Raw genomic sequence first — 21,143 nt, forward strand, 5'->3', positions numbered from 1 at the left:
AGGCATTGATTGAAATGAGCCGGAGTGATATGGGTAGAAGTCCATGCAGCCCTTTTCAAGAACTGCATGGGGGACTTTGAGCGTTAGAGAGACAGCTCCAAATCCTTCTCCACTGTAGGCTGTTCCGCCTGTGGGAGGCGAGCCTGGCGCAGGATAAAGAGGGCAATGCCGCCCGATACCAGGATCAGCGTTCCCGAAATTGCCATCCAGAGGATAGCACCCAGGCTATCGCCAAAGCTGCTACTCAGTGTCATGCTGATGAGCGTTGCAAGCGACATCACAGTTTCGAGTGTTCCAAACACTCGACCGCGATAGCGATCCTCAGCTCCGGTCTGGAGCAGTGTGTAGAGCGTGATGATGAAGCCGACCGAGAAGACACCTACGATTCCGGTGAGGATCATGGCTATTATAGGATCAGGGAAGGAAATCACAGCCAGGATGGCGCCTCCCGAGACCAGACCACCCAGGGCGATCTGATAGCCAGGTCTTAGCCACTTGCTGAACACCCCGTTTAGCAAAGCGCCAAGAATTGAGCCAATCCCCTGCGAGGTTAAGATCCAGGCGTAGATCATCGCGTCACCATGTATAACATTTCTGACGAAGATCACAAACATAACCTGGATAATCCCTTGCCCAAGCATAAACACACACATTGTCACAAAGATGCCAACCAGTGTCTGACTGCCTCTGATAAGTCGAAGTCCCGCTGCCCACTCTTCCCAAAGATGCTTGACCGCCGCACCCACTGTCACACGTTCTTTCTGTTCAGTCGCTTTGTTTACAGAAGCAGACGTGGGAAGCGAAAGGCACAGAATCATCAGGGCGGAAAAGACGTAAGTAGCGCTATCCATCAAAACTGTTCCAGTAAGGCCCAGCGCGGTGAAGAGGATGCCGCCAACCGCTGGCCCGATCAAACGGGTTATCGATTGTCCTAGCGATGAGAGTGAGTTCGCGGCCATAAGTTGTTCTTGCTCGACCAGTGATGGAATGAGAGCCATCGATGCAGGCGTGAAGAACTGTGAGATGATGGCCTGTGTGGCTATCGCGACATAGATGAGCCAGAGTTGGTCCGCGCTATGTACCAGCAGCATGAGTAAGAGAACGACGGCCCGTAAGAGATCGGCGGTCAGCATAGTCCAGCGACGATTCCAGCGGTCTACGAAGACTCCAGCCAGCGAACTGAGCAGGACCCTGGGGAGAGTCTCAGCAATAACTGTGATACCCGTTTGCAAGACCGACCCCGTGAGCTGGTAGACGAAGTATGGTACCGCGATATACATAAAAAAGTCACCACACATCGAAATCACTTGCCCAAGCCATAGCAAGCTAAAATTGCGATTTTTAAAGATGGCAAACATTGAGCAACCCTTTCTTAATCATAAAGCTTGATGATTTTGTATTTTGTTAATCTTTTAAAACAAGATCATGAAAATTTAACTTAATAACTAAGCTAAAATTATATTAGCATGATAGTTTATCAATGTCAAGAAATTCTTAGGAAAGATTACAAAAATATATCCTTTTAACAAAAGGATATATTTGAGAGCTAGGATGTGGGGTAGCACTGCGCTAACTGGTGAAAAGGTCAGGAAAGCTTGAAAAAAGCAGCGTCCAAAGAGATGCTGCGCTTATGCAAAAAAGTACAGAGCCAATGGACGCATCCTCTCAATTTTGCCCGAACGAGATGTGTTGCGCAAGAGGCAAAAAAGGGGCAGGAAACATCAGTATTCATGGACGCAAGCGACCACGATATCGATGTCAGATGTGTCGAAAGACCTTTAGTGCCCGCAAAGGGACGATGCTGGAAGGCCTACGCAGGCCAGCGAGCCTGGTGATCATTGTGATGACGTTAGTGGCCTATGGTTGTCCGGTCCAGGCCATTGTGCAGGCGTTTGGGTTAGACGAACGCACCGTCGCCAGTTGGCGTGATCGAGCAGGCGAGCACTGCAAGCAGGTCCATGAGGCGATCGTGCAGCAAGGACAGCTTGATCTAGTGCATGTGCAGGCCGATGAGATCCGGGTGAAAGGGCGTCAAATGGTTGCCTGGATGGGGTTAGCGATGATGGTCTCAACGCGTCTGTGGCTGGCTGGGGTAGTGAGCCGAAGGCGCGATAACCAGCTCGCTGATTGCCTTCTGCGGCAGGTGCGAGCGTGCAGCCAATCGTTGCGGACGCTACTGGTCTGCACGGATGGATGGGCATCGTATCCGGGCAGCATTCGTCGAGCTTTCCGTGAAAAGGTGAAAAAGACCGCAGGCAAAGGAAGAGCATGCTTGATGCCGTGGCCTGACATCGTGATTGCAACGGTCATCAAGCGCACGGAGAAAAAGCGTGTAGTGGAAATCACGCGGAGAATGACACAAGGTCTGCTGTCTTCAGCCGAAAAGCTGTTACAGCAGTCACGAGGCGGAACAGTGCTCAACACCGCTTTTATCGAGCGCTTCAATGGGACCATGCGCGAACGGCTCGCGAGCCTCACGCGTAAATGTCGCCATGCGGCCCATCGTGTACACGCGCTGGAAACGGGCATGTATCTGCTCGGCTGCACCTACAATTTGTGCTTTGCACACCACGAATTGAGTTCGGCCAAGCATTTCGGGTTTCCTTGTACGCCAGCGATGGCGTCAGGCCTCACCAATCATATCTGGGGCATTGGCGAGGTGTTGACCTTCAAGATTGCTCCAGCACCTTGGGTTGAGCCGAAACGGCGGGGACGTCCTCGCTCACGCCCGTTGCCTGATCCAACGGTGCCCAAGCGACCGCGAGGGCGTCCCCGCAAGCTCGCTTGAGCACGTTCACCGGTTAGTGGGGCTGTACCGGATGTGGGTGAGCTACACTTTTTAGCAAATAATAACGACTTTCTAAGATTGTTCTTTTAGGGATCATAAGAAGTAAATTTGCAGCTTAATAGAAAAAATAGAAAGAGAGCGAATGACTAAATCTAATATAAAATAGGCTTAACGTGCTATTATATTGATAAATAGCTGCCTATCTATTAAGATAGGCTTCTGATTCATCTGGTCCTTGTCTTTGATGAGACTAATGAGGGCTTGCTCGCTCTCGTTTCCATATTTCCAGATCGCTGAAGTTTCGCGGAGGAATGGAAGGACTATAAACGAGTCGCTTGTTTGTTTCGACGTCCATTGTTGGAAGAGATAGGCTACTCAACCGTTCAGTACCGATCGCGCATAAGCGAGGAGTGACCATGTGCAGTAACTGCGAGGAGCGCCGCCACCAGCAGTGCACCCGGAAGTACCACACGCACGACAGCGGCGACGTCTGCTGCTGCCCGGAGCGGGAGCAGATCCGTCGGTGAACGGCTGAACGACGTTCGGTCTTCCAGGTGGGGCCCCACAGGGCTCCACCTGGGGGCACCAGAACATAGGAAGTGAATATACGCTCTACTCCCAATTGTTGTAGCTTCGCTCTTCTTTTCTGTCAGATTGACTAACTTCTTCCCCACATCTTTCCTCTGTCCCAGGATGAGTTCGACACAAAAATGTGAATTACACTTTCTTCTACGAGAGCCTTGACAGTAAGGCGTCGGATTTGATATGCTAAGCTCATACTTGAGTAGAGAGGTCCGGAGCGCCTGGCGTTCCGAGAGAAAGGACGTGTCAGATGGGAAAAGAACTTATCACACCTCATTTGCATCGCGTCTCTGAGAAGGCCATCTCCACTCCTGCTAGGAAGCAAGTATAAGCTAGCGAAGCTATAGACAGACGACAGGCCATCTCATGAAGGATGGTCTTTTTTTATTGCGTAAAGAGAGGCTGTGAGCGTGATGCTCATGGCCTCTTTTCTTTTGCCCAAAAAGTGGGCCAATGTGAAGAGAGGTGACAAATGCACAACAACATCCCTGCAAAAAACAACAATAATTGCTGTCTATTGATTACAACAAGGAGTATCCATTGTCCAAACGCAAGCTATTACGCGCGCTTGAAGAGCAAGAGGAACTTGAGGCTCTGCAAGAGCGCGAGGAAGAAGTAGAAGATCCCATTCGCTCATCGTTAGATTCATTTTTCGCAGATGCCTTAATCAGTGAGATAATTCATGAAGTCAAGAGCGGCAAAGAGGCGACTGTCTATTGCTGTCGCGCGCACCCTTCGCAGGATGTACCCTATATAGCAGCCAAGGTCTACCGCTCGCGTAACAACCGTGGCTTCAAGAACGACTCAATGTACCAGGAAGGGCGTTTTATCGGGGACCAGCGTATCAAGCGCGCCCTGAAGAACAAGTCGGATGTGGGTCGGGAAGCGCAGTTCAGTATGTGGATCGCGCACGAATTCGCGATGCTTACGATGCTCTACAAGGCGGGTGCGACTATTCCCAGGCCCATCGCGCACAATGGCAACGCTATCCTGATGGAGTATCTAGGAGAGCCACAGCAACCCGCTCCTGCTCTACAACATGTCCAACTCACTCCCGATGAAGTATATCCCACCTTCGCTCGTCTGATGGATAATATCGAGCTCTGGCTGGCGCATAACGTCGTGCATGGTGACCTCTCGGCCTATAACATCCTGTATTGGGAGGGGAAAGTAACCATCATCGATTTCCCCCAGGCCGTTGACCCACGCGTTAACTCACACGCCTTCACGTTGCTGGCGCGCGACATCGATAATGTCTGCAAGTATATCGGACGCTACGGCTTGCGGCGCGATAGCGGCGAGCTGGCTAACCGCCTCTGGCACCGCTTCAAGAACTCACAATTGTAGCTGGCACAAAGAAAATGCAGGGCGCTCAACTACAACGAGCGCCCTGCTATATATTGGGAGGATGGCTATACCTCACATTTATGATGAACCGGCATGTGTCTGATGTTTCAGTCAGCTTTTGAGAGATGATATTGGCAGATCGTCTCTATTGTAGAAAAACAAAACAAAAGGAGATAAAAATGCATCCCCCGTATGATAACATAGATGCTTATGCCAGTGATATAGCATTGCTGCCTCCCGAAATTCGTAGGCTTCCACTTCAGTGCCTCAAGGTGGTAGTGAAACCAGGCACGCGTACCCTGCTAGAGGTAATGGACCAGGCGCGCTGGTCTATGATCTGTGTTCAGCTAACCGCGCTCTTGCTCCTTGTCAGCGTGATAGATTATCTCTTTTACCTGTTAAGAACCCTTAAGCATACAAGCATGCTTCAATCAATCTGGTCCTTTGCGTCAGAATCAGGGGTAGTCGTGAATGTGCTTGCTATCCCATTCTTCATGCTTGTGGGTATCGGTGTGCTTCACTGGCTGACGTATCTGCTTGGCGGACGAGGGAAGTTCCTCACGATGCTCTATACGAATCTGCTCTTTCAGGTGCCACTTCTGTTGCTTTCAGCCATTATTAATGATATTCCAGGTATCATCTCGTTTGGTGAGATATCCTGGATTGCTATTGCCTGTAGTGTTATCTCCATTGCAATTCAGCTCTATACTGCGGTGCTACAAGCCCTTGCCTTAAAGGCGGTGCACGGATTGAGCCAGAGTCGAGCTGTGGTTTGTGTGTTGTTACTGGTGTTGTTCTCGCTCCCACTGGTTATCTTTCTCAGCATTATCATTTTGTAATAGTATATTATGAGATGATACTCAAAAATGGCTTACATCTTAGAAGGAGAAGCATATTGTGAGTGATGGTCAGCATCGTTTGGGTTTTGCCGAGGTGAATGGGACACGCATCGCGTATGAGATTGCAGGTACGGGCGAGCCACTGATTCTGGCGCACGCGGGGCTTACAGATAAGTCAATGTGGGACGAGCAGTTTTTGGCCTTTGCCGAGCACTTCCGCGTGGTGCGCTACGATCTGCGCGGTTTTGGTGAGACACCGATGGTCGAAGGGGAATATGCGCACGAAGAAGATTTGTGTGCCTTGTTGGATGATCTTGGCATAGAGCGGGCGCATCTTGTAGGCTGTTCAATGGGGGCATGTACTATGCTGGATTTCGCCCTGGTCTATCCAAGCCGGGTGCGTTCACTCAGTATTGTCGCAAGCACGCCAAATGGATTTGCCTTTGCGCAGCAAGACGAGGCGTCCAGGGTCATGCAGGAGGAACATGTCGCCGCCATTCGCGCGGGCGATACAAAGAGGGCCGCCGATGTGGAGGCGGATTACTGGGTCGCGGGTCCACGTCGTCGCCCCGAAGAGGTCGCGCCCTCTATACGGGAACGCGTGCGCACCATGAACCGGATCGCGATGGCGAACAAGGTCGCCTTCTTCAACCGTGTGTCCGAGCGCGAATTGCGTCCCGCCGCCGTTGATAGGCTGGCGGAACTACATGTCCCCACGCTCGTTGTCTTCGGTGATCTGGATGATGGTAATATTCTTAACGGAAGCGAGTATATGCTGAAAGGGACCGCAGGCGCGCGCAAAGCTGTCATAAATGGGACGGCTCACTTTCCCAACATGGAGCGCCCTGATGAGTTCAATCGCATTGTGCTCGACTTCTTGCGTGGATAGAGCTTGTCTCACCAGATGGGTTTGAGCGCGGGTAATGTGCCCTCATTGGCGGCGAAGACAAGGTGGCGCAGGCTGAAACGCAACTGCTCCAGGTTCTCGCGCCCTATGAGGTTCGCCCATTGCGCCTCAAGCTTGCTCATAATAGCCTCGGTTGAGTGTATATTGTCCCAGCCTTTCGACGTGAGGACAATGAGCTTTCCACGCTTATCGGTGGGGTGAGGTTGCCGTGCCACATAACCGCGCTCCTCTAAATAATCTATCATCTGGCTTGCAGCCTGCTTGGTGATGCCCAGGTGTTCGGCAAGCTCGTTTCCAGTAGCACCATCAGGTGCGAGGCGCTGAAAGACAAAGCCATGCGCGGGGCGAACGTCGCCAAAACCGGCCTGTGCGCTGTGTTCCTGTAGCTCATCGACCAGCGTGCGTAGCGCCATGCTCAATAGCGCGAACATGCCATACATACTGGCTGATATATCAGTCATCTCTTGTGCCTCCTCTCCTATTACCATAGACCTCTCAGCTAATACAAGCGACAAGTTTCTTAACGGCAGGGATATAGTCAAATTACTTGACTATATCCCTGTCCTATTGTATCATAACAATTAGTCAACTAAATTGACTATATAGGAGCGATTTGAAAGAACAGCTATATTAACATGGATAGGAGACAAAACAATGTTTGTTACAAGAGCAGTGGATGCACCTACGTTTCAGGTTCCGGGTTTTCACTTTACGAGCCATACCGCGCCAAGCCGGGGCGCGACCGAGACTGTAACCTGGCGTCTGGACATAGAACCAGGGGCCATGAGCATGAAGCACTCAATTGACCGCGAGGAGATATTTATCGCGACCGAGGGTACTTTCACGATAGGTATGGAGGATCAGGAAGTAGAGCTGCACTCGGGAGACGCCATAGCGGTACCCGCGAGGACGCTGTTTCAACTCTCCAATCGCGGTGAGCAGCCTGCCAGGGCAATCGTATGTCTACCAGCAGGCGCGACGGGGTTTGAAGAGGATGGAAGCGCGATAGGTGCGGCCCCCTGGACACGGTAGGAGCGAGAACAAAAGAAGAGAACGGACACCTTTAAAAGTGTCCGTTCTCTTCTTTATATAATATGGTTTTGTGGGTCGATTGCGCTTTATAGCGTGCGCCGTGTGCCGCCGGAAATGGCGCGCACAATCGCGATCACTACACAGGCGCCGATGAAGGCGACGACTATGCTACCCCAGAAGCCAAAGCTCGCACTTGGCAGAAGGAAGTCAGCCAGCAAGCCACCGATGAACGCGCCAACCACGCCCATGATGATGTCGCCGACGATTCCGTAACCGCCACCGCGCATGACCTGCCCTGCCAGGAAACCAGCGATCAAGCCAACGACGATCCAGGCCAAAATGCCACCGGGATTAAGTGATGCTGCGATTACTGTTGCGAATTCCATATCTTTTCTCCTTCTATCTTTACTTATGTCTATCTTTCTATTTCGTAGTTACAATATGGACACGAACGCTCCCCCTTAGATGGTTTCGCTCAAAACGGCTTTCCAAACCTCTTTAAGCCGATTTTTATCTATCTACTAAGCTTTCTTAGCTGTATTTTGTGGTACAGTAGAGTTATTGGGAATGGTATCAAGAGGTACGATCATGGTGTGCCATTGAGAAGGATCATGTTCGCATTAAGGCATTTTTAGTGTTGAAACTTAAGGCTTATACGAAAACCAAAGCCACCTGATCGGCGGTTAGCGCTTCGCGCCCAGGTTTTCGCTTACTTAAAAGAGTTCGTCAGGAAGAAGGGGCTCTCATGTCATCTCAACTTGAAGTCACACGAAAGCCTGAAGGGGGACGCCCGGTTCTACTTTGTGTGCCTGGCACCTATTGTTCTCCAGAGATATTTGACCTGTTTGATGTGGCGCTCTTACCAGACTTACAAATCGTGCCAATATCCTGGATGACCTCTCCAGGTCCGTGGGATATACCCACGCTTGGGAGGCGAGTCGCGTCCCTCATACGTGAGCTGAATATCGGTCCGGTCATGATTGCGGGACACTCTACGGGCGGGCCTATCGCGTTGGTCGCGGCTCTTACGGAACCGTCTCTAGTGGAAGGTTTGCTCCTGGTCGATACAGGAGCCAACACGGAAGGGCATGGCGATATAACCAGCATCATCAAAGCTATTGAGGTCGGGACTGGACCCGAGTTTTTTGAGCGTCTCTTGCGCCGCAGTTTCTACTATCAGCCTGATCAAGCTCTCATTCAGCGCTTGAGCGGTTACGCGGACCGCGTACCACGTGAAGCAGCCCTGGAAGTGCTTAAAAGTCAGTCAAGCGTGGATCTGGCAGAGGATCTTCCAAAGCTAAATATGCCAGCGGTCGTCGTGCATGGTAAGCATGATCAGGCGCGAACACTCGCCCATGCTGAATTATTGGTACACCATCTACCCCACGCCGAATTGCGCCTGCTGGATTCAGGTCATACTCCGATGGTAGAGGTTCCAGAAGCGTACGTGGAAGCTGTGAGACGACTCTATGACCTTACTCGCTAGTTATGAAGGGTCGCAAGCATGATGCCTGCGACCCTTCCTTGTCAGTGCTCATCACGAGCGAGTGTCCATTGGCGAAGTAGTTCAAGTTCATGATCAGGTGCGAGACCCGCGCGCAGAACATAATCTGATGGACGTCTCATATCCCAGGTCAGTGTGTCTTGAATAGTCTCTTTAAGAGGGCGAAAGCGCAGACCAGCGGCGATAGCTTTTCGACAGTCAACCCGCGAGAAGCCAACCATCTCGGAGGGCACCCAGAGCGGCATTTGCCTATAAGGTGCAACATCATGCCCCTGGAGGAAGGCTTCATCAACCCAGGTAAAACTCGCCACGTTGCCACTAACCTCGCGACATGCTTCAAGGAGTTGCCCTATGCTGAGAGTGTCTGTGGGTCCCTTGGCATTGTAGGTGCCGACCTGGCGTGATTCAACCATTGCTAGCGTCCAGGCGGCGAGATCACGCGCGTCAATAAACTGAACTGGGCGCTCAGGATTGTCTGGCGCGAGTATCTGTCCACCTTTGGTGACGCGATGGGGCCAGTAGGTAAAGCGATCCGTGGGGTCATAAGGTCCCACAATCAGACCGGGACGGATGACTAGCACGCGCCCTGGCATGGCTTCAGCGGCGAGGCGTTCAGCGAGAGCTTTGCGTCCACCATAGGTCGCCATATTGCTCGCGTCGGCATCTAGATCATCGAAGGGGATAACTGGCGAGGACTCATCGATGTGCGCGACTGTGTAATCTGCATAGACGGATGTGGTGGAGATAAAGGTATAGTGTTCGCAGTATTCAGCAAGCAAGTGTGCACTTTCAGACACGTGACGCGGCACCTGCCCATTAGAATCGATAACCGCGTCCCATGCGCGTCCATTTAGCTCGCGGAGGCCATTGGCCCGGTTGCCATGTATCTGCTCTACCTGCGGAAAAAGTTCGGGATCAGTCTGTCCTCGATTGAAGAGTGTAATTGTGTGTCCTCGTTCAAGCGCGGTCTCTACGAGATGGCGACCTAGAAAGCCCGTGCCGCCAAGAATAAGTAATTTCATATATCCTGCTTTCCTGATACTATCTTTATTTCACTATCCCTTCTCTGGTCAGAGATAGCCAGCGTTCAAGTATATGTAGGTGCTGAGCTTTGCCAGCGCAAAAGCTTATATAAATGATACCCCTCATGTCCATTATCAGTGAAGAGAAGTGGTATGCCATCAGCATAGGTCGAACGAGTGCCTATGCTATTAGCATAGGCGAGAGTAATGCTTGTGTTTACTGAGCGCAATTGAAGGAATAGGCGAAGGATAATATGTTCATGCTGAATAAGAATAATAGGCTCGCTCCCCGCGTACTTGTCGTTGAGCCTCAGTGGGACATTGCGATGTTTCTGGAATTCTTGCTAGTGAATGCTGATTATGAAGTCGAAATCTGCAAATCTGGCGAGGATGGTCTAAGGAGTGTAGAGCGCGCGCAGCCTGACCTGATTATCCTTGAGCCCACTCTGCCTGATCTGGATGAGTGGGCCTTCTGTCAGCGCTTAAGACCCCAGGATAGCGCGAGAAGGCTCTACCTCCTGATCTTGACCTGGAAGGATGATACAGAAGCAAAGCGACAAGCTCATAGGGCAGGCGCGGACGCCTTTATGACCAAGCCGTTTGCGATCAATGAGCTTATGGAGCAGGTTCGTATACTGGTGCCAAATCCGGCAAATAGGATCAATCGAGGAACTTCTTACACGTATAACAGGCCATCCAATGGCCCGAACTTTTTGAGGTCTTCCCCTCCTCGTCCTCCGCAACACTTACCCAGCACATATCCCTGCCCCTATTGCGGTAGCGAACTGCGGGTAGAGGATAACTACTGTCTCAATTGTGGGCAGCGCATCTACTCATAGAATTCTGAGAAAAGCCTTGACATCGGTTCGCGCTGCTTCTGCCCTATGTGATAGAGTAAAGAAGATAATCATCTTGAGAAGGAGAGTATAAGTATGTATCAACTGGCTCAGGTCAATATAGGGCGCATGCGAGCACCCTTGAGTGATCCCTTAATGGAAGGATTCGTGAATCAGCTTGAACCGATCAATGCCCTGGCTGATAACAGTCCTGGCTTTGTCTGGCGCTTGCAGTCATCGGAAGGCGATGCGACCTCGCTTCGTGTATATGAGGACGATATGATCCTCATCAATCTCTCCGTGTGGTCCTCGTTGCGAGAACTCTCCGACTTCATCTATGCCAGCGCGCACCGCGATGTCATGAAGCAGCGGCGGCAATGGTTTGAGCGCTTTGAGGGCGTCTATATCGCGCTCTGGTGGGTTCCAGAGGGGCATATTCCAACAGCAGAGGAAGCGAAGGAGCGTCTTGAGCACTTGCAAGAGCATGGCCCCACCTCCTATGCCTTCACCTATAAGCAGCCCTTCGCGCCCGCCGATTCCCCCCAGGCTGCACCCGAACCTGTAACCGATGAGTGCATGGTCTAAGAGCCTCTATATTGGGAAAGAGGAGATGTCACCTTGAGCGAGAGTATTATACGACAGGCGGAAGCCAGAGATATTTCCGGGATGCTCGAACTGGCGGCTCAGCGTCGCGAGGAGTACGCGCGTTACCAGAGCGTCTTCTGGAAGCCAGCGGCGGATGCGCTTGAGAGACAGCGGCCCTGGTTCGCGAAACTGATAGAACGTGAGGATGTGGTAACCCTGGTGTATGAGCACGACGCGATAGTACAGGGCTTTGTGATCGCCTCGTTTGTGCCAGCACCCCCTGTCTATGATGTCCCTGGTCTGACATGTAATATCGACGATTTTTGCGTACAGGAGCATGAGGAATGGTTGCGCTCTGGACGGCAACTGCTGGATGCCGCGATGGAGGAAGCGCGAAAGCGCGGAGCGGCCCAGGTCGTCGTTGTTTGCGCGCACCTGGACCACCCCAAGCGCTCCATGCTCAGCGATGCCGGGCTAACCATAGCTTCCGAGTGGTATACCATTCCCCTTTAGCGCGAAGTGGACACGCTCAGACCAGTATTTTGTGTAGGAAGACACGATGATACTGGTCTTCTATGTGTCTATCTGTTTCCTCAAAGCCAAGTGAGTGATAGAGCCGTAGATTTTCAGTCATGCGTTCATGAGTGTACAGGCGCATCTCATTAAGCTGAGATGAGCGCGTTTGCTCTTCAGCAAAGGCCATTAGCGCTTTCCCCAGCCCACGCCCCTGGTGGCGCGGGTCCACAGCGATGTTTTCAATAAACATGTGGGCATCACGAGGGAACATGACAAGGATACCATGTACCTTATCATGTTCCGTGAGCACATAGATAACCCCGCGTGCCAGCAGAGCGGCATAGTCGGCGGAGAGCGGTGCGGGTGAGACATTTAAGCGCTCAAGATAGACAGAGTAAGCCGAGCGAACACAGGCAACGATTGCGGTCAAATCGTCTTCGCGTGCCGCACGTATGGTAATCTCAGAGTTACTCATGCATATTACCTCCATGAAGGGGACAAGGCCCTTCCCAGGTTTACCAACTTTCGTGATGAATGAACTCGGTAGAAGGCTTGCGCCCACGCTTAAGTGAGCCAGTATACAAGGAGCCTGGTGGTGGTTCGCGCCCCCTGGTATCTGTATCGCGCTTCTGGCGGGTGGGTTGACCTTTATCAACATTGGCCTCGACGAAGTCGCTGATCCACGCCCGCGCAATGAAAAAATTCCTTTGCCACGCCAGCTTAGAGGGAAAGGGCGCTTGCCCAAGCAGGAACGACTTGATAATCAAAAATCTAATGAAATATGGTTTAAACATTAATTGATGCAATAAAAACCTGAGAATCTAAAACATCAATAGGCTTTTCCCTCTCGCTTGCCTGCTTCAAAGCAACCATTGTTCTTCTGGTCAGGGTTCATTGTTTTGGAGTGGTAATGAAAAGATAAAATGATTGATGAAATCAGCCTCAGATCGTGCTGTCAGTGTGCCATTATGCGCCTGAGCAATGCATTGAGAGACCCATAATCCTAATCCTAATCCCTGTGAATGAGCCCCTTTGGTAAACAGTTGGAACAAGCATGAAAGCTGCTCTGGTGGTATCGGATTACCTTGATTGCTTATCATAAGTGTGGCCCAGGAACCGTCGATACGCTGCTCGTGGGTGAGAGTGAGCATAATTGGTGTATCTGGTTCGGCATAGGTAGTTGCGTTGGAAAGCAGATTCTCAATGACCTGGGCAAGTCGATCTCGATCCGCCATCAGAATGAGTTGCTCAGGTACCTGCGTCACAATATGATGCTCTGACGTTTCCCAGATGGGAGCCAGCTCTTCCACAACTTTTACCAGATCAACTGATTGACGATGGAGCGTGAACATTCCTTGTTTGAGACGGGTGACATCCAGCAGATTGGACACTAATCGATTCAATCTTAAGACGATCAGGTCCAGCGCTTGAAATTCGCGCATATAGATTTCCTTCTGATCACGGCTTGCTCGCCGTTTCAACATGTCAACCCGTATTTTCAGTGGGGTGAGATAGTTACGCAAATCATGTGCCATGATGGTCAAGATTTCTTCCGCCGCAACGTGTTTTGCCTGTTCCGTAGCATCCCTTGTATGTTGTTCTACCAGTTCCGCCCGATGCAGGACAATCCCTACCCATTGGGTGATGGCATCAAGGAAAGGCACATCATCGGGACTAAACCGATGAGGTACTCTGGACGAGACAAGAAGTATGCCCCGTTTCTCGGAATTTACTATGAGGGGAATAATGATCTCCGACTTGATACCAAGAACATCTTTCACCCCTGGCAGCTCCTGAGGATCATGGTGAGCTTCTCCGGTCCAGTAGATTTGCCCTGTTTGATAGACTTCAGCCACTCGTCCTCCATTGGAGAGGAGCATGCGATCTAAGCCAACGGCTTTCTGTTTCTCGCCTATTGGGGTTGTACTTGTCCCATAAGCAATAAGACCCTTGAGGTCAGAATCATAGAGAAAGACATCCACTTTATCCGCATTTAATGCCTGCGTAATGAGTTCAGCGGTCTGCTGAAAGGTACTGGCTACATCTGTAGCCGGCAATTGAAGCAGATCTTGCAGGGTTGTAAGTAATTTATCGTTTTTGAGTAGTTCAGTTGGCATATGGGCTTTCCCCTTTCTTTGTCGCACATCAGGAGGGGTACATTGATATTGAACCTCCTGGAGCGTTTTTGGACGTTGAGTCATAACATTTGCTCCTACTGATAAACAAAGAAGGTACAAGGGAAAACAAACGCGACCATAATTAAAGAACGCAAGCACTGGTACATACTATATATACTTCTCCAGGCAAACACGTCCTAATTAGGAGGTTCAAATAAGCTTTTGTTTCTTGTCCTTGTTAACATGCCTGCCCTTAAATGAAATGACAGCGCAACCAAAGGCCCAAGGACGACCAAGCGCCCCAGACATCAAGCGTGAAAAATGTGCAAATAAGGTATTCATAGTCATCACTTCCTCTTCCTCAACCTTACAGTATCGAAAATGTGCCTATTAGGGAACACGAATCTTACCCTTCTTGAAGATATACTATTTGTGCATGGGCTTTCCTGGGCAGGAAAGATGAAGAAAATAAGTCGTTATTACATCGTGAAATACTCACTATCCCATCGAGGTTAAACCCTTCTAATATACATAGAACTGAATCCCACCACGCTATGTTCACGTGATGAGACTTAGTGAGCATTCATGCAGAGTGTCTGCATATGTATCCAGTACTTTGGTGAGGAGGAAAGACAGCTATGGCTACAAGCTCGACTGATACCAAATCCTTGATTGCCTCCCCTGTAGTTACAGGAGCCATTGCGGGCTGTCTCGCGACGATACCTATGAGCATTTTTATGCTGCTCGCACAACGATACTTACCTCATGAGCAACGCTATAGTCTGCCACCAGAAATCATTACCTATGATATCGCTCGTCGGGCCAATCTCCATTGGAAGCTTAGCAAGAGACAAACGGTGCTTGCGACCTTGGGTGCGCACTTAGGATATGGCGCAGCAGTCGGAATCCTCTATGCTCCTTTATGTCGGTTACTTCCAACAAAATCACCTCTGATTAAAGGCAGCATAGTTGGTCTGCTAGTGTGGATAGGAAGCTATATGGCACTTTTGCCTCTGTTACGTGTAGCTGAGTCGGCGTATCGGGAGCCGTTACATCGCAATGTTATGATGCTGGTTGCTCATCAGGTGTGGGGAGGGGCAACCGGGCTGATAGCGACCGGGTGGCGTCAGAATATACTACGCGTGAGTTGATTGCATTGAGATGCAATCTCCTGACTATGTGCCATTCTCACAATATACTCAAATAAGCGGAGCCCTGATCATATGCATATGATCAGGGCTCCGCTTATTTGAGTATCCAAAAGTGCTCTTTCCGTAAGAGTTCCTAATGATTTTTAGTTCACTTTGCGACTGGCTTGTACGACCATCTCCGCCATCGCCTCAATATCACGTGAGAGGCCAGGCGCGAACTCTTCTGGTCGCTCTGCTCCCATGCTAATCGGAGCACCTACGGGAGCGTTTTCAGGAACCTGCAAGGTTCCGCCATTATGTTCGCTAGTCGTTGATGGAGATTGCCCTTTAATGATCTTCGCCATCTCCGATCCATCCAAGCGCCAATGATACTGCTGGTTGTGAAGGCCTTTATCCATTAATTGCTTCACTTCAGGGAACTTCGTCGCATCAAAGTTCGGAATGGGTAACAGCTTGTTCCAGTTGACACCCAGCGATTCCAGGGCCTTCGCAAAGACATTTTCGTGAGCATGATCACGCACGATTAAATAGGAGATCGTAGAGCGTGCTGTCTTGTTCCTTGTCATCTCATACAAACGGCACTTCTGCAAGCGCCCAGTACTCTCCAGCATCAAATTATACAGCAGATCGAGGGAAAGATTGCCGCTATTGTAGACATATGATCCGGACCAGGGATTTCCGGCAGCATCCACCGGCATCGCACCCTGGCTGGCAACCAGCCAGTGATGGATATTACTCTTACCATGGCCATCAAGAGCAATTTCTAATGGAGTTCCTCCATCGCCATCGCCCATTGCCTTCCCCTGATAACGTGGTGAACCATCGACCAGGCGATTGATCGTGGTCGCAATCAATTCCACATGACTGATCTCTTCAATCCCCACTCCCTGAATAAGATCAAGATAGGGCTTGGCCTTACCTCGGAAATTAAAGCTCTGGAAAAGATACTGCATCATCGTACGCATTTCCCCAAACTGACCACCCAGTCCCTCTTGCAATGCGTTTGCCGCTGCTGGATCAGGCTCATCTGGGACAATCTCATTGATAAGTTTCTGTACATGGAAAAACATATTTCCTCCTTACAACCTTTTCCTGAATTGAAGATGTTTCTCTGTCATCTCTTTCTTGAAGTAACACTCCTCCTCCATGATAGGCAAACACGAAATTGGTCATGCTCTATGCTAAAAACACGACCCCATACACTGACGAAAACGATATAGTTGCATGCAACAACCACCAGAGCAGATTGCTGTGTTCTATGTCCTTTTTCACGTCTATAAAACTATGCATGCAATGGATATGAGATACAGCATAGGTAATTTCTATTCAGCCATAACATATTCGTCAACGATACATCTACGAGGAGATGAGATTCGTGTTCATTATAGAGACACTTTCGCTTGACAGAACACGAACAAAGGAAAAATTTTCCATGCATATTGATTCACTCTTCTCCCGCTTTGCACGATCCATGGCAAGAGTGCTTGGTCATCCTTTGGCTTTCGGCTTAGCCGCTCTCTTTATTGTTGCCTGGTTAATCAGTGGACCTCTCTTTCACTTTAGTGATACCTGGCAACTGGTCATCAACACTGGGACCACCATCATTACCTTTTTGATGGTCTTTCTCATCCAGAACACGCAGAATCGGGACAGCGAAGCCATGCAGGTCAAATTGGACGAGTTGATTCGCGCCACCAAGCAGGCCAATAACTCCATCCTGGATACTGAAGACCTTAATGAGCAGGATCTTGAGCATCTGCAACAGCATTACAGCTTTCTTGCTCAGCGTGCACAATCACATCTCTCTCATCAGAGACCCAGTGATGAGAATTCCCTCAAATCCAAAGATGTTTCACCTACGACAAAAAAGAAGTGAGCTTCCATTACCGCCATCTTCACATTCCTCTCAAACATCTCTCATTGAGAGAGGAGGAACAAAGAAGAAGAAAAACAGGTTTATTGAATTTCAACCCATTTTCAGTTGTTAAGTCTCAGATCTCAACAAAACTGTAGGGTTCCCAGAAATTGGCAAAGCAACGCTTCCAGACAAAAACGTTTCTCCTAGTATCATCGTGTACTGATTAGAACTACAGTTTGAGCAAAAAAGGGAGGTTGTTATGCCTGGACAAAAGAAAAACAAGCCGGTGCGTGGCGTCGGTGAAAAAGAAGAGCGCATGTACGAGCATATTAAAGAGTCAGCCGAAAAAAGCGGTCGGTATGGGAAGCGAGCTGAAGAGGTTGCTGCGCGCACAACGTTGAAACATCACAAAGAAGAAGGTCACAAAACAGGTGAGTAAGCCTAGTGCCTCTTCTCATAATCATTCCCTTACGCAGCCGTATACCGGGTATAGCCTGATACATAATTAGTCACTCTGACTAGTTTCAAAATGGGATAGACTCAGTATCACGCAAGGTTATGTATTGAGGTGGATTTTTTGCATATCCGCGTCACCGTATTCATTACCTGGTGTGGATATGTATTTCTTTTTGTGATGATGAAAGTTTCCTGCAATAATCAGTGACATATGAGCAGCAATATTTATATGGAGTATGCTTTATGCTTGACGACAATTAAGAGTAATTTCATGTAATGATGCATCCTTGTTTTCTAGCCAGTCTAGCCTGACTCTATAAAAAGCATCACTGTGAGAGAAAGCGAAAAGATTGCCAAAGAGGCTATGAAAGAAAGGTGGGAGCAAATGCAAAAAAAACAGCTAGACCAAACAACAGCACCCATTGTTGAAGCCATTGAAGCCTTTCAGAAACAAGGGGAGATTTCGTTTGGCATCCCTGGGCATAAAAGGGATGCTGGCATCGACCATCTTATGTCAGGGACACTTGGCAATTTGATGTATCGCAATGACATTCCAGGCCATCACGGGCTCGATGATCGCAAAGAGTCGAGAGGGACCCGTTTAAAAGCTGAAGAACTAGCTGCTGAGGCCTTTGGGGCCAAGCAATCGTTTTTTTCTATTGGCGGCACATCCTTAAGTGTCCATGTGGCAATGCTGACTGTCGCTGACTCTGGAGAAAAACTCATTGTTGCACGTAACACGCACAAATCAGTGATTGCGGCTCTCCTCCTCGGCGAGGTAAATCCGATCTTTCTTCAACCTGAAATCAATGAGGAATGGCAGATAGAAAACGGGATTACTCCTAAATCTCTGGAGCAGACCTTATCAATGCATCCAGACGCCAAAGGAGTCTTTCTTGTCAGCCCCACCGTGTATGGGATCACAAGTGACACCAAAGCACTGGCGGACATTTGTCACTCCCATCATATTCCGCTTATTGTGGATGAGGCATGGGGACCACATTTCGCGTTTCATCCAGATTTGCCTGAAACAGCCATGTCGTGCGGTGCAGATCTGAGTATGGGGAGTATTCATAAAACGATGGCAGGCCTGGGGCAGGCCTCTATTGTCAATATGCAAGGCGATCTTATTCAGCCAGATCGCTTCAAACTTTGTCTGAAACTCTTTGAATCGACGAGCCCGTCTTCGCTCATCCTTGCATCCGCTGACGCAGCGAGACGACAGATGGTCCTGGAAGGAAAAGCGCTGTTGGACAGGACACTCTCGTTATCCACATGGGTAAGAACAGAACTCTCGTCTGTCGAGGGGATTCATATCCTTGATAGGTCCTATCTGGGCACTCCTGGCGCAAAAGCGCTTGATATCACCAAAATAGTCCTTGATATCAGCGGCCTTGGTGTGAGCGGGTATGAAGCATCCGATTGGATTGAAGAGCGATACAAGATAAATTTCGAACTCTTGAACGAGCGACACCTGATGGCTCTGCTGACAATAGCTGACACCAGGCAAACAGTCGAAAAGCTCGTCACAGCAGTGAAAGCCATGGCAACGTGGGCACATGATCGCGAAAAGCCGACAGATATTACGTTACCAAAGCTCGATGAACTCTATGCAAAATGTGTCACCTCACCAACAAAGGCATTCTTTGGAGAGACAGAAGACATTCCCTTTGAGCAAGCCGCTGGGAGAATTGCTGCCGAGATGATAACTCCCTACCCGCCGGGCATTCCACGCATCGCACCAGGAGAGCTCATCAACCAAACCGTAATTGACTATCTCCAAAAAGGGATGCAATTGGGTATGTTTGAGGAATCTTTTGATCCATCTTTAGAAACCATACGGGTGGTAAAAAGGTAGTCTGTTGTTCTTATGATTATACTGAAAGCAGGCGAGAAAGCCGCCATTGCCGTGAGAGCCACCGCTTTTCTTCGTATTCTCGCCTCTCTTCTTATGAGGAGAGCTACAATTAGTCTATAGTTCCAGCTCTCCTCTGGGCACAGAAGTAGCTACTCATCGCGGCCATTGCTCCTAGAGCATCGTATACTCTATATAGAAATCTTTCTTTCGTGCGGCCTGTGTGGTGAATCGACGTGGAGAACGCCTGCGTTCAGGCACTTTGAAACAGTATATCAAGCATGTGAACGAAGGCGCAAGCGATAGATCGCGCTGTCTTGGGAGTATTATCATATCGCCAATCTTAAGGATATTGCTAACAGGCTGTCTCACAAATGTATTTGAACATATGGAAAAGCTCTCCCACTGTATCATACAATTGAGCATGACGAATATTTGCTATCAAAGGAGATGACATGGCAATGACAGATCTGGAGGGCAAAGTCGCGCTAGTTACAGGCGCGGCCTCTGGTATTGGGCTGGCTATCGCACGGGACTTCGCGGCTCGGGGCGCGCATGTTGTATTGAGCGACATCGATGTCGAGCATGGGGAGGCCGCAGCCTCCGAACTAGCGGGCGCTCGATTTCTGGCGGCTGATATGTCTCAAGGCGAGGATATCGAACGCCTGGTCGCCGAGGCGCTACAAGCAGAGGAACGTGTTGATATTCTCGTCAATAACGCTGGCATTCAGCACGTCGCGCCGATCACGGAGTTTGCCGCTGAGAAGTGGCGGCTAATCATCGACATCATGCTCACCGCTCCCTTTTTGTTGACAAAGGCGCTGTTACCTGGAATGTATGAGCGGCGCTGGGGGCGTGTTATCAATATCTGTTCAGTGCATTCATTACGCGCCTCCGCGTATAAGTCGGCCTATGTGAGTGCTAAGCATGGCCTGTTGGGATTGACGCGCGTGACGGCCCTGGAGGCGGCGGAATATGGCGTGACCTGTAATGCAATCTGCCCCTCATATGTGCGTACTCCTCTCGTTGAGAAGCAGATAGTGGATCAGGCGCGAATACACAATATCCCCGAAGATGAGGTTGTAGAGAAGGTTATGGCGGTTGAAGGCGCGATCAAACGCCTGCTAGAGCCGGAGGAAGTCGCGGGCTTTGTCGCATTCCTCTGTAGCGATGGAGCCAGCGGGATTACTGGTAGTGCTCAAACCATCGATTGTGGCTGGACCGCGCATTAGAGTGTGTGTTAATATACCGGGCTGGCGTCGATATGTCAGCCCGGTTTTATGTGTCACCAGAGAGGATAGCTCGCTTTGAGTTTTAGATCATGAGAAAGGATATTAAGAATGAAGCCTTCTGAGCATATACAGTTTATCAATCCCCCAACACTTGCCTCAACGCCAGGATATGCGCAGGTTGCCCGCGTCACAGGCGGGCAGACGATCTACCTTTCGGGCCAGATCGCGCTTGATGCGGCGGGTAAGCTTGTTGGAGAAGGCGACTTCCGCGCGCAGGCAATCCAGGTCTTCGAGAATCTCAAGGCCGCGCTCGCAGCCGTAGGAGCTGATTTTAGCCATGTTGTAAAGCTGAATATTTATCTACTGGATCGCGGTCAGGTGCCTGTGCTACGCGAGGTGCGTGATCTCTATGTGAACACGCAGGAGCCGCCAGCGAGCTCGCTTGTTGAGGTTCGCAGCCTGGCTCGAGAGGAGTTTTTACTCGAAATTGAAGCCATCGCGAGTCTGCCAGCGTAA

At 50.0% G+C, this 21,143-nt stretch carries 24 protein-coding genes; 15 read left to right on the forward strand and 9 right to left on the reverse strand.

All coding sequences use genetic code 11. The features are described from left to right. Positions 1–83: 83 nt before the first annotated feature. On the reverse strand, positions 84–1,358 hold the full coding sequence (locus K3T82_RS37335; protein WP_220198588.1) for an MFS transporter: 1,275 nt from the start codon (positions 1,356–1,358) through the stop codon (positions 84–86). Between the two features lie 272 nt (positions 1,359–1,630). Between K3T82_RS37335 and K3T82_RS37340 the strand changes: the two genes are divergently transcribed. Then, a complete protein-coding gene (locus K3T82_RS37340) occupies positions 1,631–2,788 on the forward strand; it encodes a hypothetical protein (protein ID WP_220196968.1) in 1,158 nt (385 codons plus the stop codon). A gap of 383 nt (positions 2,789–3,171) precedes the next feature. Here K3T82_RS37340 and K3T82_RS37345 read toward each other — a convergent pair whose 3' ends face one another. Then, positions 3,172–3,354, reverse strand: a complete 183-nt coding sequence (locus tag K3T82_RS37345; protein ID WP_220198589.1) for a hypothetical protein — start codon at positions 3,352–3,354, stop codon at positions 3,172–3,174. A gap of 556 nt (positions 3,355–3,910) precedes the next feature. On the opposite strand from K3T82_RS37345, the gene K3T82_RS37350 reads away from it, so the two are divergent. The 3 genes from K3T82_RS37350 (at position 3,911) to K3T82_RS37360 (ending at position 6,445) form a co-directional block, all read left to right on the forward strand. Beyond that, the gene (locus tag K3T82_RS37350) at positions 3,911–4,717 is read left to right on the forward strand and encodes an RIO1 family regulatory kinase/ATPase domain-containing protein (protein ID WP_220198590.1); all 807 of its coding nucleotides are present in this window, start codon (positions 3,911–3,913) and stop codon (positions 4,715–4,717) included. Positions 4,718–4,896: 179 nt separating this feature from the next. After that, positions 4,897–5,556: a YIP1 family protein gene (locus tag K3T82_RS37355; protein WP_220198591.1), complete on the forward strand. Its 660-nt coding sequence runs from the start codon at positions 4,897–4,899 to the stop codon at positions 5,554–5,556. 58 nt (positions 5,557–5,614) lie between these two features. Further along, positions 5,615–6,445, forward strand: a complete 831-nt coding sequence (locus K3T82_RS37360; protein WP_220198592.1) for an alpha/beta fold hydrolase — start codon at positions 5,615–5,617, stop codon at positions 6,443–6,445. An 8-nt stretch (positions 6,446–6,453) separates the two neighbouring features. Here the strand turns inward: K3T82_RS37360 and K3T82_RS37365 are convergent, their stop codons facing one another. Then, complete coding sequence (locus tag K3T82_RS37365; RefSeq protein ID WP_236031807.1) at positions 6,454–6,924, reverse strand: MarR family winged helix-turn-helix transcriptional regulator; 471 nt, start codon at positions 6,922–6,924, stop codon at positions 6,454–6,456. Between the two features lie 193 nt (positions 6,925–7,117). Here K3T82_RS37365 and K3T82_RS37370 point away from each other — a divergent pair, with 193 nt between their 5' ends. Next, complete coding sequence (locus tag K3T82_RS37370) at positions 7,118–7,495, forward strand: cupin domain-containing protein (protein ID WP_220198593.1); 378 nt, start codon at positions 7,118–7,120, stop codon at positions 7,493–7,495. Between the two features lie 86 nt (positions 7,496–7,581). Here K3T82_RS37370 and K3T82_RS37375 read toward each other — a convergent pair whose 3' ends face one another. Further along, positions 7,582–7,881, reverse strand: coding sequence for a GlsB/YeaQ/YmgE family stress response membrane protein (locus K3T82_RS37375; RefSeq protein WP_220198594.1), 300 nt, complete (start codon positions 7,879–7,881; stop codon positions 7,582–7,584). A 359-nt stretch (positions 7,882–8,240) separates the two neighbouring features. Here K3T82_RS37375 and K3T82_RS37380 point away from each other — a divergent pair, with 359 nt between their 5' ends. Continuing rightward, positions 8,241–8,981, forward strand: a complete 741-nt coding sequence (locus tag K3T82_RS37380) for an alpha/beta fold hydrolase (protein WP_220198595.1) — start codon at positions 8,241–8,243, stop codon at positions 8,979–8,981. Between the two features lie 41 nt (positions 8,982–9,022). Here K3T82_RS37380 and K3T82_RS37385 read toward each other — a convergent pair whose 3' ends face one another. Beyond that, a complete protein-coding gene (locus K3T82_RS37385) occupies positions 9,023–10,021 on the reverse strand; it encodes an NAD-dependent epimerase/dehydratase family protein (protein WP_220198596.1) in 999 nt (332 codons plus the stop codon). A gap of 260 nt (positions 10,022–10,281) precedes the next feature. Here K3T82_RS37385 and K3T82_RS37390 point away from each other — a divergent pair, with 260 nt between their 5' ends. The 3 genes from K3T82_RS37390 to K3T82_RS37400 all read left to right on the forward strand — a co-directional run bounded on the left by K3T82_RS37390 (position 10,282) and on the right by K3T82_RS37400 (position 11,955). Then, positions 10,282–10,860, forward strand: a complete 579-nt coding sequence (locus K3T82_RS37390; protein WP_220198597.1) for a response regulator — start codon at positions 10,282–10,284, stop codon at positions 10,858–10,860. 93 nt (positions 10,861–10,953) lie between these two features. Then, on the forward strand, positions 10,954–11,442 hold the full coding sequence (locus tag K3T82_RS37395; protein WP_220198598.1) for a DUF3291 domain-containing protein: 489 nt from the start codon (positions 10,954–10,956) through the stop codon (positions 11,440–11,442). A 33-nt stretch (positions 11,443–11,475) separates the two neighbouring features. Further along, a complete protein-coding gene (locus tag K3T82_RS37400; RefSeq protein ID WP_220198599.1) occupies positions 11,476–11,955 on the forward strand; it encodes a GNAT family N-acetyltransferase in 480 nt (159 codons plus the stop codon). A gap of 16 nt (positions 11,956–11,971) precedes the next feature. Here K3T82_RS37400 and K3T82_RS37405 read toward each other — a convergent pair whose 3' ends face one another. The 3 genes from K3T82_RS37405 to K3T82_RS37415 all read right to left on the reverse strand — a co-directional run bounded on the left by K3T82_RS37405 (position 11,972) and on the right by K3T82_RS37415 (position 14,159). Then, the gene (locus tag K3T82_RS37405; protein ID WP_220198600.1) at positions 11,972–12,433 is read right to left on the reverse strand and encodes a GNAT family N-acetyltransferase; all 462 of its coding nucleotides are present in this window, start codon (positions 12,431–12,433) and stop codon (positions 11,972–11,974) included. A 40-nt stretch (positions 12,434–12,473) separates the two neighbouring features. Further along, positions 12,474–12,752 carry a hypothetical protein gene (locus K3T82_RS37410; protein ID WP_220198601.1) on the reverse strand — a complete coding sequence of 93 codons (279 nt, stop codon included), beginning with the start codon at positions 12,750–12,752 and terminating at the stop codon, positions 12,474–12,476. Positions 12,753–12,842: 90 nt separating this feature from the next. Beyond that, positions 12,843–14,159: a GAF domain-containing sensor histidine kinase gene (locus tag K3T82_RS37415; RefSeq protein ID WP_220198602.1), complete on the reverse strand. Its 1,317-nt coding sequence runs from the start codon at positions 14,157–14,159 to the stop codon at positions 12,843–12,845. Between the two features lie 554 nt (positions 14,160–14,713). On the opposite strand from K3T82_RS37415, the gene K3T82_RS37420 reads away from it, so the two are divergent. Beyond that, positions 14,714–15,226: a DUF6789 family protein gene (locus K3T82_RS37420; RefSeq protein WP_220198603.1), complete on the forward strand. Its 513-nt coding sequence runs from the start codon at positions 14,714–14,716 to the stop codon at positions 15,224–15,226. Positions 15,227–15,369: 143 nt separating this feature from the next. Here K3T82_RS37420 and K3T82_RS37425 read toward each other — a convergent pair whose 3' ends face one another. Beyond that, positions 15,370–16,296: a manganese catalase family protein gene (locus tag K3T82_RS37425; protein WP_220198604.1), complete on the reverse strand. Its 927-nt coding sequence runs from the start codon at positions 16,294–16,296 to the stop codon at positions 15,370–15,372. A gap of 362 nt (positions 16,297–16,658) precedes the next feature. Between K3T82_RS37425 and K3T82_RS37430 the strand changes: the two genes are divergently transcribed. The 5 genes from K3T82_RS37430 to K3T82_RS37450 all read left to right on the forward strand — a co-directional run bounded on the left by K3T82_RS37430 (position 16,659) and on the right by K3T82_RS37450 (position 21,143). Then, positions 16,659–17,102, forward strand: coding sequence for a low affinity iron permease family protein (locus tag K3T82_RS37430; RefSeq protein WP_220198605.1), 444 nt, complete (start codon positions 16,659–16,661; stop codon positions 17,100–17,102). A gap of 241 nt (positions 17,103–17,343) precedes the next feature. Further along, on the forward strand, positions 17,344–17,523 hold the full coding sequence (locus K3T82_RS37435; protein WP_220198606.1) for a hypothetical protein: 180 nt from the start codon (positions 17,344–17,346) through the stop codon (positions 17,521–17,523). A 402-nt stretch (positions 17,524–17,925) separates the two neighbouring features. Beyond that, positions 17,926–19,398 (forward strand): aminotransferase class I/II-fold pyridoxal phosphate-dependent enzyme, encoded by a 1,473-nt coding sequence (locus K3T82_RS37440; protein WP_220198607.1) that lies wholly within the window; start codon positions 17,926–17,928, stop codon positions 19,396–19,398. Positions 19,399–19,856: 458 nt separating this feature from the next. Beyond that, positions 19,857–20,627 carry a 3-hydroxybutyrate dehydrogenase gene (locus tag K3T82_RS37445; RefSeq protein WP_220198738.1) on the forward strand — a complete coding sequence of 257 codons (771 nt, stop codon included), beginning with the start codon at positions 19,857–19,859 and terminating at the stop codon, positions 20,625–20,627. Positions 20,628–20,735: 108 nt separating this feature from the next. Continuing rightward, complete coding sequence (locus K3T82_RS37450; protein WP_220198608.1) at positions 20,736–21,143, forward strand: RidA family protein; 408 nt, start codon at positions 20,736–20,738, stop codon at positions 21,141–21,143.

This window comes from Ktedonospora formicarum, assembly GCF_016587355.1.
Taxonomy (GTDB): Bacteria; Chloroflexota; Ktedonobacteria; order Ktedonobacterales; family Ktedonobacteraceae; genus Ktedonobacter; species Ktedonobacter formicarum.